Annotated in this window: 13 protein-coding genes; 2 read left to right on the forward strand and 11 right to left on the reverse strand. The window is 60.0% G+C overall.

What is annotated here, in order from left to right; translation table 11 throughout:
• Positions 1-3: 3 nt before the first annotated feature.
• The 8 genes from pabC to CAF63_RS04260 form a co-directional block, all read right to left on the reverse strand.
• Positions 4-819, reverse strand: a complete 816-nt coding sequence (gene pabC, locus CAF63_RS04225) for an aminodeoxychorismate lyase (RefSeq protein ID WP_085683529.1) — start codon at positions 817-819, stop codon at positions 4-6.
• Positions 819-2063 (reverse strand): beta-ketoacyl-ACP synthase II, encoded by a 1245-nt coding sequence (gene fabF / locus CAF63_RS04230; RefSeq protein ID WP_007908259.1) that lies wholly within the window; start codon positions 2061-2063, stop codon positions 819-821. Before fabF ends, pabC begins: the two co-directional genes overlap by 1 nt.
• Before the next feature lie 108 nt (positions 2064-2171).
• Positions 2172-2408, reverse strand: a complete 237-nt coding sequence (acpP, locus tag CAF63_RS04235) for an acyl carrier protein (RefSeq protein WP_003175607.1) — start codon at positions 2406-2408, stop codon at positions 2172-2174.
• A 196-nt stretch (positions 2409-2604) separates the two neighbouring features.
• Complete coding sequence (fabG, locus tag CAF63_RS04240; protein WP_065257231.1) at positions 2605-3348, reverse strand: 3-oxoacyl-ACP reductase FabG; 744 nt, start codon at positions 3346-3348, stop codon at positions 2605-2607.
• Positions 3349-3364: 16 nt separating this feature from the next.
• Positions 3365-4303 carry an ACP S-malonyltransferase gene (gene fabD / locus CAF63_RS04245; RefSeq protein ID WP_007950787.1) on the reverse strand — a complete coding sequence of 313 codons (939 nt, stop codon included), beginning with the start codon at positions 4301-4303 and terminating at the stop codon, positions 3365-3367.
• A gap of 125 nt (positions 4304-4428) precedes the next feature.
• The gene (gene plsX, locus CAF63_RS04250) at positions 4429-5439 is read right to left on the reverse strand and encodes a phosphate acyltransferase PlsX (protein ID WP_085683530.1); all 1011 of its coding nucleotides are present in this window, start codon (positions 5437-5439) and stop codon (positions 4429-4431) included.
• Between the two features lie 4 nt (positions 5440-5443).
• Positions 5444-5626: a 50S ribosomal protein L32 gene (rpmF, locus tag CAF63_RS04255; RefSeq protein WP_003179396.1), complete on the reverse strand. Its 183-nt coding sequence runs from the start codon at positions 5624-5626 to the stop codon at positions 5444-5446.
• Between the two features lie 13 nt (positions 5627-5639).
• Positions 5640-6167 carry a YceD family protein gene (locus CAF63_RS04260; protein WP_085683531.1) on the reverse strand — a complete coding sequence of 176 codons (528 nt, stop codon included), beginning with the start codon at positions 6165-6167 and terminating at the stop codon, positions 5640-5642.
• A 106-nt stretch (positions 6168-6273) separates the two neighbouring features.
• Between CAF63_RS04260 and CAF63_RS04265 the strand changes: the two genes are divergently transcribed.
• Complete coding sequence (locus CAF63_RS04265) at positions 6274-6852, forward strand: nucleoside triphosphate pyrophosphatase (RefSeq protein ID WP_085683532.1); 579 nt, start codon at positions 6274-6276, stop codon at positions 6850-6852.
• Between the two features lie 46 nt (positions 6853-6898).
• Here the strand turns inward: CAF63_RS04265 and CAF63_RS04270 are convergent, their stop codons facing one another.
• From CAF63_RS04270 to rluC, 3 genes are read right to left on the reverse strand one after another with little or no spacing between them, the layout of a single operon-like run.
• On the reverse strand, positions 6899-7888 hold the full coding sequence (locus CAF63_RS04270) for a S49 family peptidase (protein ID WP_085683533.1): 990 nt from the start codon (positions 7886-7888) through the stop codon (positions 6899-6901).
• A gap of 25 nt (positions 7889-7913) precedes the next feature.
• Complete coding sequence (locus CAF63_RS04275; protein ID WP_064383488.1) at positions 7914-8576, reverse strand: HAD-IA family hydrolase; 663 nt, start codon at positions 8574-8576, stop codon at positions 7914-7916.
• A complete protein-coding gene (gene rluC, locus CAF63_RS04280) occupies positions 8563-9525 on the reverse strand; it encodes a 23S rRNA pseudouridine(955/2504/2580) synthase RluC (protein ID WP_085683534.1) in 963 nt (320 codons plus the stop codon). The genes CAF63_RS04275 and rluC overlap by 14 nt, the downstream gene beginning before the upstream one ends.
• 698 nt (positions 9526-10223) lie before the next feature.
• Between rluC and rne the strand changes: the two genes are divergently transcribed.
• Positions 10224-13460: a ribonuclease E gene (gene rne / locus CAF63_RS04285; protein WP_085683535.1), complete on the forward strand. Its 3237-nt coding sequence runs from the start codon at positions 10224-10226 to the stop codon at positions 13458-13460.
• Positions 13461-13621 lie beyond the last annotated feature (161 nt).

Genomic DNA, 13621 nt, shown 5'->3' on the forward strand with positions numbered 1-13621 from the left:
GAATCAGGCATCCAGTAGCGCGCGGGCAATGGTTTGCAGTTTACGGGTGAGCGGGCCAACCGGCCAGCTCAGAGCAGCACAGGCGCGTACCGGCCAGACGCCATACACGCTGTTGCAGACAAAGACTTCATCGGCCCATTGCAGCTGTTCGAGGGGGATGTCGGTGATTTGCACAGGAATGCCCAGGGACTCGGCCTGAAACAATATTTCTGCGCGCATCACACCGGCCACGCCGCAGCGTTTCAAGTCCGCCGTGATCAGCACACCGTCACGCACCAGGAACAGATTGCTGAACACACCTTCGATTACCCGACCGGCCTGGTCGAGCATCAAACCTTCGGCATGCTCACTGTCCTGCCATTCGGCACGGGCAATGACCTGTTCCAGTCGATTGAGGTGTTTGAGCCCGGCGAGCAACGGCTGCCTGGACAGGCGCGTGCTGCACGGAAACAGGCGAACGCCCTGCTCGGCGTGGGCCGCTGGATACGCCGCGGGAGGATTGCCTTGCAGAATGCGTCGGCCCTGCGCCGAAGGGTCCGGCGCATAACCGCGCAATCCGTCACCACGAGTAAGGATGAGCTTGAGCACGCCCTCGCCCATCGCGGTGGCATAGGATTGCAGCTCATGACGAACCCGTTCGATGTCGGATGCGATGGCTAGACGCGCACAGCCGTCGGCCAGTCGCATCAGATGCCGATCCAGCAACAACGGCTGGCCAGCACGCACGGCGATGGTCTCGAACAGACCGTCGCCGTAAGCCAGGCCGCGATCTTTCAGCGACAGAGCGTCAGCCGGCAGACCGTCGACCCAGCAGTCCATCAGCCGGCGAACCGACGGAACGCCAACGTACCGTTGGTGCCGCCAAACCCGAACGAGTTGGACAGCACGACATCGATATCCATGTTGCGCGCGGTGTGCGGCACGAAATCGAGGTCGCAGCCTTCGTCCGGCTCATCGAGATTGATGGTCGGTGGCGCCACTTGGCTGTTGATCGCCAGCACGCTGAAGATCGCCTCGACCGCGCCTGCCGCACCCAGCAGGTGACCGGTCATGGACTTGGTGGAGCTGACCGCCAGCTTGTACGCGTGATCACCGAACACCGACTTGATCGCGTTGGCTTCAGCAAGGTCGCCGGCCGGCGTCGAAGTGCCGTGGGCGTTGATGTATTGCACTTGATCGACGTTGATCTTCGCATCGCGCAGCGCGTTGGTGATGCAGCGTGCCGCACCGGCGCCGTCGGCAGGTGGCGAAGTCATGTGGAAGGCGTCGCCACTGGTGCCGAAACCGATCAGTTCGGCGTAGATGGTCGCGCCACGGGCCTTGGCGTGTTCGAGCTCTTCGAGCACCAGGGCACCGGCGCCGTCGGACAGCACGAAGCCGTCACGGCCTTTGTCCCACGGACGGCTGGCGCGGGTCGGCTCGTCGTTGCGGGTCGACAGCGCACGGGAAGCACCGAAGCCGCCCATGCCCAGACCGCACGCCGCCATCTCGGCACCGCCGGCAATCATCACGTCGGCTTCGTCGTACATGATGTTGCGCGCCGCCATGCCGATGCAGTGCGTACCCGTGGTACACGCCGTGGCGATGGCGTAGTTAGGCCCCTGTGCACCCAGGTGGATGGACAGGAAACCTGAAATCATATTGATGATCGAGCCAGGCACAAAGAACGGAGAAATCCGGCGTGGGCCAGTCTCGTGCAGGGTGCGGCTGGTTTCTTCGATGTTGGTCAGACCGCCGATACCCGAACCCATGGCCACGCCAATGCGTTCACGGTTGGCATCGGTGACTTCCAGACCGGCATTGCGTACGGCTTGAAAGCCGGCCGCCAGACCGTACTGAATGAACAGGTCGAGCTTGCGCGCTTCCTTGACCGACAGGTATTCCTCGACATTGAAGCCCTTTACCGAGCCGCCAAAGCGGGTGGAATAGGCAGAAAGGTCGGTGTGTTCGATCAGACCAATGCCACTGCGGCCAGCCAGAATGCCCTGCCAACTGCTCGGCACATCCGTGCCCAGTGGCGACAACATACCCATACCGGTGACTACGACGCGTCTACGCGACACAGCACTCTCCTTTTTCAAATGACGACTTTGCATCAGGCCTAAAGAAAAAACCGCACGCCATGATGGCAGTGCGGTTTTTCCATGACAGCAAGCAACGATTACAAACTATTACGCCTGGTGGCTAGTAACGTAGTCGATTGCAGCTTGTACAGTAGTGATCTTCTCAGCTTCTTCGTCAGGGATTTCGGTCTCGAATTCCTCTTCCAGAGCCATCACCAGCTCAACGGTGTCAAGGGAGTCGGCACCCAGGTCTTCTACGAAGGAAGCGGTGTTGACCACTTCTTCTTCTTTAACACCCAGTTGCTCGGCAACGATTTTCTTGACGCGCTCTTCGATGGTGCTCATACCTTGTTTTCACTCCTAATGGACAAATTCAGGCAGCTGGCCAGTGGGTAAGTGTATAGAAAGACTTTTCAGCTTTTCAACTGAAAGCTTCACTCCTCAAACCCTGCGGCCCTCTGCCTATAAATAGATTGCAGCTTTATAACGGATTTTAGACAGCTCGTATGACATTTTTTTGAAGCAATCCGTCACATTTGAATTACATGTACATCCCGCCGTTAACCGGGATTGTAGCCCCGGTCACGTATGCCGCACCGTCGGACGCAAGAAAAGCGACCACGGACGCGATCTCTTGAGCTTGTCCCAGACGGCCCAGCGGAATCTGCGTCTGCAAGGCTTCACGCTGTGCTTCAGGCAGCTCGCGAGTCATATCGGTGTCGATGAACCCTGGGGTTACCGAGTTGACCGTAATCGAACGCGAACCGACTTCACGCGCCATGGCACGGCTGAAACCTTCCAGACCGGCCTTGGCGGCTGCATAGTTTACTTGGCCAGCGTTGCCCATGGCACCCACCACCGAGCCAATACTGATAATTCGGCCCCAACGCGCCTTGGTCATGCCGCGCAGAACGCCCTTGGACAGGCGATACAGACTGTTCAGGTTGGTATCGATCACGTCGTACCACTCGTCGTCTTTCATGCGCATCATCAGGTTATCGCGGGTGATGCCGGCATTGTTGACCAGGATCGCGACTGGCGCACCGAACTGCTCCTGGATGCTCGCAAGCACTGCGCTGACCGATTCGTCGCTGGTGACGTTCAGTTCGAAACCTGCGCCCTGAATGCCGTTTTCCTTCAGGGTCGCAGCAATACGCTCGGCGCCCGAAGCGGAAGTCGCGGTGCCAACAACGATGGCGCCCTGACGACCCAGTTCCAGTGCGATAGCCTGGCCGATGCCACGGCTTGCGCCGGTGACCAGTGCAACTTTACCTTGCAGACTCATGCAAGCTTCTCCTGATTCAGACAGCCGCTGCGCGAGCAGCAGCGAAAGCGTCTGGGGTATTGAGGTTGGAAGTCGAAACGCCTTCGGCGCAACGTTTGTTCAGACCTGCCAGCACTTTGCCAGGGCCGCACTCGACCAGATTGGTGGCGCCTTTGGCGGCCAGAGTCTGTACGGATTCGACCCAGCGTACCGGCTTGTAGAGCTGTTCGAGCAGATCACGCTTGAGGGTTTCCAGATCCGCCGGCACTTGAGCACTGACGTTCTGTACCACAGGGATCTGCGGCGCCTGCCAGTCGATGGCAGCGATGGACTCGGCGAAGCGCTCGGCAGCCGGACGCATCAGTTCGCAGTGCGACGGCACGCTGACCGGCAGCGGCATGGCACGTTTGGCGCCACGGGCCTTGCAGCCTTCGATGGCGCGCTCAACGGCAGCCTTGGCACCGGCGATCACTACCTGGCCCGGGGAGTTGAAGTTCACCGCGCTGACCACTTCGCCTTGCGCCGCTTCGGCACAGGCAGCGAGAACGTCGGCATCTTCCAGACCGAGGATGGCAGCCATGCCGCCCTGCCCGGCCGGAACGGCTTCCTGCATCAACTGGCCACGGCGCTCGACGAGCTTCACCGCGTCAGCCAGACTCAGGCTGCCGGCAGCGACCAGCGCGCTGTATTCACCCAGGCTGTGACCGGCAACGAAGGCCGGACGCGCACCACCTTCTGCCAGCCACAGACGCCACAGGGCGATCGAAGCGGTCAGAATGGCCGGTTGGGTTTTATCGGTTTGATTGAGCAGCTCTTCCGGACCCTGCTGGGTCAGCGCCCACAGGTCGTAGCCCAGAGCATCGGAAGCTTCTTTGAAAGTTTCGAGGATCAGCGGATGTTGCGCGCCCAGCTCGGCCAGCATGCCGAGGGACTGCGAACCCTGTCCTGGAAAGACGAATGCGAGGGAAGCAGACATGTAACAAGCCCCTAATGATCTTGTCGTCGGAAAAATGGCATCCCGCTAGAGGGACGCAAGAAACTGACAGTTGGATGGCCCTTTGAACCGGGCGGTCACATTTAAGCATTGTCCGACGAAAACGCCTAAGACAACAAATCCTCCAGACGGCCGTGCAGGCGCTCGGGAAGATTCTCCTGAATCTCGATCAGCGCTCGCTGAATGGCACTCTGAAACCCCTGAACTCCGGCCGAACCGTGACTTTTCACGACAATACCCTGCAAACCGAGGAAGCTTGCGCCGTTATGCCGCGCCGGCGCCAGATCAGCCTGCAGACGCTTCATCAATGGCAGCGCCAGGGCGCCGACAGCACGGGAAGCCAGATTTTTCTTGAACAGGGCCTCGATGCGTGCGGCGATCATCGTCGCCAGACCTTCGCTGGACTTGAGCAGGATATTGCCGACGAAACCGTCGCAAACCACCACATCCGCCTCGCCGCGATACAAGCCGTCGCCTTCGATGAAGCCGATGTAATTGATGCCTCGGGCAGCCTGTAGCAACGTCGCAGCCAGCTTGACCTGCTGATTGCCCTTGATGTCTTCGGTGCCGATATTCAGCAACGCGACACGCGGGCGAGCAATGCCCAGGGTTTGCGCCGCCACGGAACCCATCACGGCGAACTGCAACAGATGCTCAGCGCTGCAATCGACGTTGGCGCCCAGATCGAGCAACTGACAGTAGCCCTTCTGAGTAGGGATCGCCGCGACCATGGCCGGACGATCAATCCCCGGAAGAGTCTTGAGCACAAATCGCGACAGCGCCATCAATGCACCGGTATTGCCGGCACTGACACAGGCTTGAACCTTGCCGTCACGCAGCAATTCGAGAGCGACACGCATCGACGAATCCGGCTTGCCACGCAAGGCCTGGGCAGGTTTTTCGTCCATGGTGATGACTTCGGACGCCGGAATAATCGTCAGGCGCGCGCGATCGGCAGCCGATTGGCCGGTGATCAATTCTTCAAGAAGGGAGGGTTGACCGACGAGGGTCAGGTGCAGCGAAGGTGTAGCAGAAAGGCAAGCAAGGCTGGCCTGAACAATGCTGCGGGGACCGAAGTCCCCGCCCATTGCGTCAATCGCGATGACTTGAGCGGACAAGTGATTACTCGTCAGCGCCCTTGTCGATCACTTTACGGCCACGGTATACGCCTTCTGGCGATACGTGGTGACGCAGGTGAACTTCACCAGTGGTTTTTTCTACAGACAGGGTGCTAGCCTCGAGAGCGTCGTGCGAACGGCGCATGTCACGGGCAGAGCGGGATTTTTTGTTCTGCTGAACAGCCATAATTGATTAACTCCTAAACGTTTGGGTCACGCTTTAACTGCGCCAATACACTGAACGGGTTGGACCGCGTTACCTCGTCCTCGCTCGGTTCGGGCTCATCTGCTCCCGCCGGCTGCTGGCATTCTTCCGGATGATGAGCAGGCACAATGGGCAAGGCGAGCAGAAGCTCCTCCTCGATCAGTGACTGCAGATCCAATGGATCTTCGCCCAGTTCCAGCACGTCATAACCTTTCGGTAACGACTGGGTATTCGCACCCTCCTTCACAACAGCGTAACTGCATTCGCTGTGGATCGGCAGGGTGACCAGCTCAAGACAACGCTGGCAAACCATTTTGACTTCGGTGTCGATAAAGCTGTGGATCACCACAGATTTACGTTCATCTCGTTCAAAAACGAATTTTGCCTGCACCATACCGACATCGTCGGAAAGCGGGTCGCAGAGTCTCTTCAAATCGGCCAGCAGCAGTTCACCTTGAAGGGTGGTGCCACGGTCAGCCAATTTGCGCGGGTCAACGTGAGGTGGAATCGGGTCATTCAACATAGGCGCAGCATTATAGGGATGCACCCACCCATGTCAAAGGAAATTGTGCCCTGTCCGTCACTTGCGCAGCTCCGCTAGAATCTGTCGCCTGCCTCTGGAGATGCGAATGCTGCCTTTATTACTCGCTTCAAGCTCGACCTATCGTCGGGAATTGCTCAGCCGCCTGCGCCTGCCGTTCGTCTGCAGCTCGCCGGACATCGATGAAAGCCACCGCCCGGACGAGTCGGCAATCGAGCTGGTCAAGCGCCTCGCCGAACAAAAGGCCCGAGCCCTCGCCGACAGCCACCCCGCTCATCTGATCATCGGTTCCGATCAGGTTGCGGTACTCGGCGAGCGCATCATCGGCAAGCCACACACCTTCGAAAACGCCCGCGAACAACTGATGGCCGCCAGCGGCGCCAGCGTGACCTTCCTCACCGGCCTGGCCCTGCTCAACAGCCAGACAGGCCACTGCCAGGTCGACTGCGTACCCTTCACCGTGCACATGCGAGTACTGGATCACGCTCGCGTCGAGCGCTACCTGCACGCCGAGCAGCCCTACGACTGCGCCGGCAGCTTCAAGGCCGAAGGGCTGGGCGTGAGCCTGTTTCAATCCACCGAAGGCCCGGACGCGACCAGCCTGATCGGCCTGCCACTGATTCGCCTGATCGACATGCTGCTGGCAGAAGGCGTAGAGCTTCCCTGACCCACAAAAAACCGGCCCTCAGGCCGGTTTTTCTTGCAGCATTCGATCAGCGCAACGACGGGCCATTGAAACCCATCCACATTGCCAGTTTCTCGGCAACGCTGGCGCCGAGCTTCTTCGAGAAGCGGTCGAACGGCGATTCCTGAACGGTGAAGTCCACCAACTCCTTTTCGCCAATCACGTCACGCGCCACCGAACTGGCGTTACCCAGACCGTCGATCAGCCCCAGCGGCAGCGCCTGTTCGCCAGACCAGACCAGCCCGGAGAACAACTCCGGATGCTCCTTGTCCTTCAAACGGTCGCCACGCCCCTGCTTGACGCTGTTGATGAACTGCTTGTGCGTGGTATCCAGCACACCCTGCCAGAACGCCGCCTCTTCCGGCTTCTGCGGCTGAAACGGGTCGAGGAACGCCTTGTGTTCGCCAGAGGTGTAAGTGCGACGCTCGACGCCAAGCTTCTCCATGGTGCCGACAAAGCCGTAACCGGCTGCCGTCACACCAATGGAGCCCACCAGACTGGCCTTGTCGGCATAGATCTGATCCGCCGCGCTGGCGATATAATAGGCACCGGAAGCGCCCAGGTCGGAAATCACAGCGTACAGCTTGGTGTCGGGATGCAGACCGCGCAGGCGCTTGATCTCGTCATACACATAACCCGACTGCACCGGACTGCCACCCGGACTATTGATGCGCAGGATTACGCCCTTGACCTTCTTGTCCTCGAACGCCGCGCGCAGACTACCTACGATATTGTCGGCACTGGCAGGTTCTTTATCAGCGATCATGCCGGTAACGTCGATCAACGCGGTGTAATTGCCACTGCGCGTGGCGCTTTTCTCCATATCCATCAACGGCGTAAACAGGATCAACGCAACAAACAGATAAATAAAGGTCAACAGCTTGAAGAAGATGCCCCAGCGGCGCGAACGACGCTGCTCCTGCACGCCGGCCAGCAGGGTCTTTTCCAGCAGCTTCCAGCTTTTCGCATCACCGTCGTCGGCAGTTGCCTTGGCCGGTGCTTTCCATTCGTCGGTCATGCCATCCACCCCAGCAAAAAACGTATTAAGCCTGCTGCCCCAGCCAGGCATGCAATTCGGAAAAATGGTCAATCGACAGTCGCGGCGCGAACTGTTGCAGAGATTCGATCGATTGCGCGCCATAGCTGACCGCCACCGAATCCATCCCCGCATTGCGCGCCATCAACAGATCGAAGGACGAGTCACCGACCATCAGCGCCTGCTCGGCACGCACACCGCAGTGAGCGAGGATCTGCTCCAGCATCAGAGGGTGCGGCTTGCTTGCAGTTTCATCGGCAGCACGGGTGATATCGAAATAATCTTCCCAGCCATTGGCCTTGAGCACCCGATCCAGCCCGCGACGATTCTTGCCGGTCGCGACAGCCAGGTGATAGCCCTGCTCGCGAAAGGACGCCATCGACTCGACTACGCCCTCGAACAACGGCGAAGGCACGGCCTCCGCGGCGATGTAGTGATCCGCGTAATACTCGCGAAACAAGGTCATTTCGGCATCGCTGATTTCCGGATACAGCGTGCGGATCGCCTCGGGCAACCCCAGACCGATGATGCCTTTGACGGCAAAATCATCACGCAACTCGAAACCTGAACGCCCGGATGCCGAATGCATTGCCTCGACAATCCGATGAATGGAATCGGCCAGCGTGCCGTCCCAATCAAAAATCAGCAGCTTGTAATCAGATGGGCGCACTCAATCGCTCCACAGTCTTGGCCCACATTTCATCGACCGGCGCCTGCAACTTGAGCTCACCGCCGTCGGGCAGCGGCACGGTCAGCATGTAGGCGTGCAGGAACAGGCGTTTGCCGCCCAGATCACGGATTTCCTTGCTGAAATTGTCATCGCCGTATTTGGTGTCACCGGCAATGCAGTGTCCGGCGTGCAACGTGTGGACGCGGATCTGGTGCGTGCGACCGGTAATCGGCTTGGCCTCGATCAAAGTGGCAAAATCGCCAAAGCGACGCAGGACCTTGAACACGGTCACAGACTCCTTGCCCTCCTCCTCGTCGACCTCGACCATACGCTCACCGGAGCGCAGATTGCTCTTGCCGAGCGCCGCACGGACCTGCTTGATCGAGGTCGCCCAGTTGCCGCGAACCAGGGCCATGTAGCGCTTGTCGACACCGTCACCGCGCAACGCGGCATGCAAATGACGCAACATGCTGCGTTTCTTGGCGATCATCAGCAGGCCGGAGGTGTCGCGATCGAGACGGTGAACCAGCTCGAGCTCCTTGGCGTCGGGGCGCAACTGACGAAAGGCTTCGATAACGCCGTAATTCAAGCCGCTGCCACCGTGAACCGCAATGCCGGCGGGCTTGTTGATCACGATCAGGGCTTTGTCTTCGTAGACAATCGAGGCTTCCAGGCGCTGCAACAGGCCTTGGGCCAAAGGCACCGGTTCGTCACGGTCAGGCACGCGAACCGGCGGCACGCGCACGATATCACCGGCCTGCAGCTTGTATTCGGGCTTGATCCGACCTTTGTTAACCCGCACTTCGCCTTTGCGCAAAATGCGGTAAATCAAGGTCTTGGGCACGCCTTTGAGCCGGGCGAGGAGGAAATTGTCGATTCGTTGGCCGGCATATTCCGGCGAGACCTCAAGCAATTGAACGCCTGGAGTCGAAGGGGCAGTAGTCGTCATGGCGCGGATGATAACAATTTTTATGGAATTGAAGCACTTAATCATTGCTGCTATAGTCGCGAACGCCGCCAAAAGCGGCCTGGACAGCGGAACCACGGTCAAAAACCGGCCCTGACCAACGCAATTCACCAGGACGCGAGGCCGTCCTACGGGGCTTCTGCTACGTAACGGTGGAGTTTGCAGCTGTAACAAGCGCAGGTGACATGAGGCCTGAATCACGCCGCAAAGCAGAGTTTTCACTCGCCACGCGAGCCATATTCACGGCCAGTTCACAAAGTGCAGTCAGCCGCGGATGACCCCGAGCGAAGGCTCCGGAAACACCGCCTGAATTAGCCATGATGCGTGACCTCCCCTTTCGGAGCTCACGGTAAATGCCAACCCGCTGCGGATTCTGCGCGCGGCAGCACCCGAATTATCAGGGATACGTGTAGGGTGGAGATGCACAACCGCTGGACTGTGTAGCAACAGGCTTTATCAAGACGCTTCATCTCGTCCACAGCCACCGGTTGATTCCTCCTCCTGACTGAGTGCTTAAGTAGCCACAGCAAGCAGGACGCGTACGTCGCGATAACGGCCCAATTGGCCGGACATCGCTGGACACGGGAATGGCCAACCACTCCCGACGCACCTGACACCGACCGTGAGAAGTCGTGTGTGCCGAACGCCGTTTCCGGCAGCCCGGAAACCGACGGTACTACATGAAAAGAATGCTGATTAACGCAACTCAACCCGAAGAGTTGCGTGTTGCACTGGTAGATGGCCAGCGCCTCTACGACCTGGACATCGAATCCGGTGCACGCGAGCAGAAGAAGGCCAACATCTATAAAGGCCGTATCACTCGCATTGAACCAAGCCTTGAGGCTGCCTTTGTCGATTTCGGCTCCGAGCGCCACGGCTTCCTGCCCCTCAAAGAAATCTCCCGCGAATACTTCAAGAAAGCCCCTGAAGGCCGCGTCAACATCAAGGACGTCCTGAGCGAAGGCCAGGAAGTCATCGTTCAGGTCGAAAAAGAAGAACGTGGCAACAAGGGCGCAGCCCTGACCACCTTCATCAGCCTGGCCGGTCGTTACCTCGTGCTGATGCCGAACAACCCGCGTGCCGGCGGCATCTCCCGTCGCATCGAAGGCGAAGAACGCAACGAACTGCGTGAAGCGCTGAACGGTCTGGTCGCTCCGGCCGACATGGGTCTGATCGTGCGCACTGCAGGCCTTGGCCGCAGCAGCGAAGAAATGCAGTGGGACCTCGATTACCTGCTGCAACTCTGGACCGCCATCAAAGAAGCTTCGCTGGATCGTTCCGCGCCGTTCCTGATCTACCAGGAAAGCAACGTGATCATCCGCGCCATCCGCGATTACCTGCGCCAGGACATCGGCGAAGTGCTGATCGACAGCGTTGAAGCCCAGGACGAAGCCCTGACCTTCATCCGCCAGGTGATGCCGCAGTACGCCAGCAAGATCAAGCTGTACGAAGACAGTGTTCCGCTGTTCAACCGTTTCCAGATCGAAAGCCAGATCGAGACCGCTTTCCAGCGCGTCGTCGAACTGCCGTCCGGCGGCTCCATCGTCATCGATCCGACCGAAGCCCTGGTGTCCATCGACATCAACTCGGCGCGCGCCACCAAAGGCAGCGACATCGAAGAAACCGCCCTGCAGACCAACCTTGAAGCGGCTGAAGAAATCGCCCGTCAGTTGCGCCTGCGCGACATCGGCGGCCTGATCGTCATCGACTTCATCGACATGACCCCTGCCAAGAACCAGCGCGCCGTGGAAGAGAAAGTCCGCGAATGCCTGGAAGCCGACCGCGCCCGCGTGCAGATCGGCCGCATCTCGCGCTTCGGCCTGCTGGAAATGTCCCGTCAGCGCCTGCGTCCTTCGCTGGGCGAAAGCAGCGGCATCGTCTGCCCGCGCTGCAGCGGCACCGGCATCATCCGTGACGTCGAATCGCTGTCCCTGGCGATCCTGCGCCTGATCGAAGAAGAAGCCCTGAAAGACCGCACCGCCGAAGTTCGCGCTCAAGTGCCGATCCCGGTGGCCGCGTTCCTGCTCAACGAAAAACGCAACTCGATCACCAAGATCGAACTGCGCACCCGCGCCCGCATCGTCATCCTGCCGAACGATCACCTCGAAACGCCGCATTTCGAAGTTCAGCGCCTGCGTGATGACAGCCCGGAAGCCGCGACCAACCAGTCCAGCTACGAAATCGCTGCCGCCGCTGCCGATGTCGAAGATGTCCAGCCAGCCGCCGCGACCCGCACTCTGGTTCGCCAGGAAGCCGCCGTCAAGACCGCTCCGGCCCGCGCCAACGCTCCGGTTCCCACCGAAGTCGCAGCGCCGGCCCCGGCACCTGCTCCGGTTGCCGCGCCAGAGCCAAGCCTGTTCAAAGGCCTGGTGAAGTCGCTGGTCAGTCTGTTCGCCACCAAGGAAGAGCCAGTTGCTCCGGTTGTGGTTGAAAAACCTGCCGCCGAGCGTCCGGCCCGCAACGAAGAGCGTCGCAACGGTCGTCAGCAGAGCCGCAACCGTAACGGTCGCCGCGATGAAGAACGCAAGCCGCGCGAAGAACGTGCACCGCGTGAAGAGCGCGCCCCACGTGAGCCGCGTGAAGAGCGTCAACCGCGCGAACCACGTGAAGTCCGCGAGCCACGCGAATCCCGTGACGAAGCACCGGTAGCCCGCGAAGAACGCGCACCACGCGCCCCTCGTGAAGAACGTGCACCACGTGCTCCGCGTGAAGATCGCAAGCCACGTGGCGAGCGTGAAGAGCGCGTACGTGAACTGCGCGAGCCTCTGGATGCCGCTCCGGCCGTTGCTGCCGCCGCCACCGCTGAAGAGCGTCCGGCCCGTCAGCCGCGTGAAGAACGTGCGCCACGTCCTCCGCGTGAAGAGCGTCAACCGCGTGCCGAACAGGCCGCTGCTGCCGTCGCTGAAGAAGAAATCACCACCAACGAAGAGCAACTGCCGGAAGACGGTTCGGAGAACGCCGAAGGCGATCGTCCACGCCGCCGCTCCCGTGGTCAGCGTCGTCGCAGCAACCGTCGCGAGCGTCAGCGTGATGCCAACGGCAACGTGATCGAAGGTTCGGAAGAGTCCGGCGAAAACGCCCAGGCGCCAAGCACTGCCGATCTGGCTGCTGGTCTGGCTGTTACCGCTGCTGTTGCCAGCACCGTGATCAGCGCTCCGGCTGAAGCTCAGGCCCACGAGCAAGCTGAACGCGCTACCGCTGCAACGCTGGAAACTGCTCCAGTAGAAGCGCCGGTTGTTGAAGCAACCACTCCGGTACAAGTAGTTGCCGCTCCGGAAGTCGAAGTGGCTCCGGCTCGCGAAGCTCAGCCCCTGGTTGAAGCAGCCGCTGAACCAGCGGTGACCTTCGAAGCACCAGCCGCAGTCGAAGAGTCGGTTGTCGAGACCGTCGCTGAAACCGTGACCGAAACCGTGCGTGAAGTTCGCGAAGAGCAGACCGCTTTCAACTGGGTCGCCGAGCCGGCTGTCGCTGAAACACCAGCGCCAGTGGTTGAAGCGCCTGTCGTTGAAGAAGCCAAGGCTGCCGAGCCAGTAGTTGTTGCTGAACCGGCACCGGTCGTTGAAGCCCCTGTGGTTGAAGCGCCTGTTGTCGCCGAAGCACCAGCGCCAGTGGTTGAAGCTGCTCCGGTCAGCGCCCCGGTCAGCGCCCTGACCCCAAGCGGCCGCGCGCCGAACGACCCGCGTGAAGTGCGTCGTCGCAAGCGTGAAGAAGAGCGTCTGCAGAAGGAAGCCGAACTGGCTGCCGCTGCCGCCGCTGCTGCTCCAGCTCCTGAAGTGGTCGAGGCAGCTCCTGCCCCGGTCGCTGAAGAAGTTGCCGTTGAAGCCGTGATTGCCGAAGCTCCACGCTCCGTTCAGGAAGCGGTCGAGCAACACGAAGAGGCCCAGGAAAAAGAACACGAGCCTAAACCCCTCGTCTGATTCCAAAAGCCAATAAAAAGCCCCGCCTGGTAATCCAGGCGGGGCTTTTTTATGCCTCAAAATTCACACAACTCAATTGTGGGAGCGAGCTTGCTCGCGATAGGGTCTGTCTATACCTGCTCCACTACCTGACACTCCGCCATCGCGGGCAAGCCCGCTCC

This window comes from Pseudomonas sp. B20(2017) (assembly GCF_002113125.1).
Taxonomy (GTDB): domain Bacteria; phylum Pseudomonadota; class Gammaproteobacteria; order Pseudomonadales; family Pseudomonadaceae; genus Aquipseudomonas.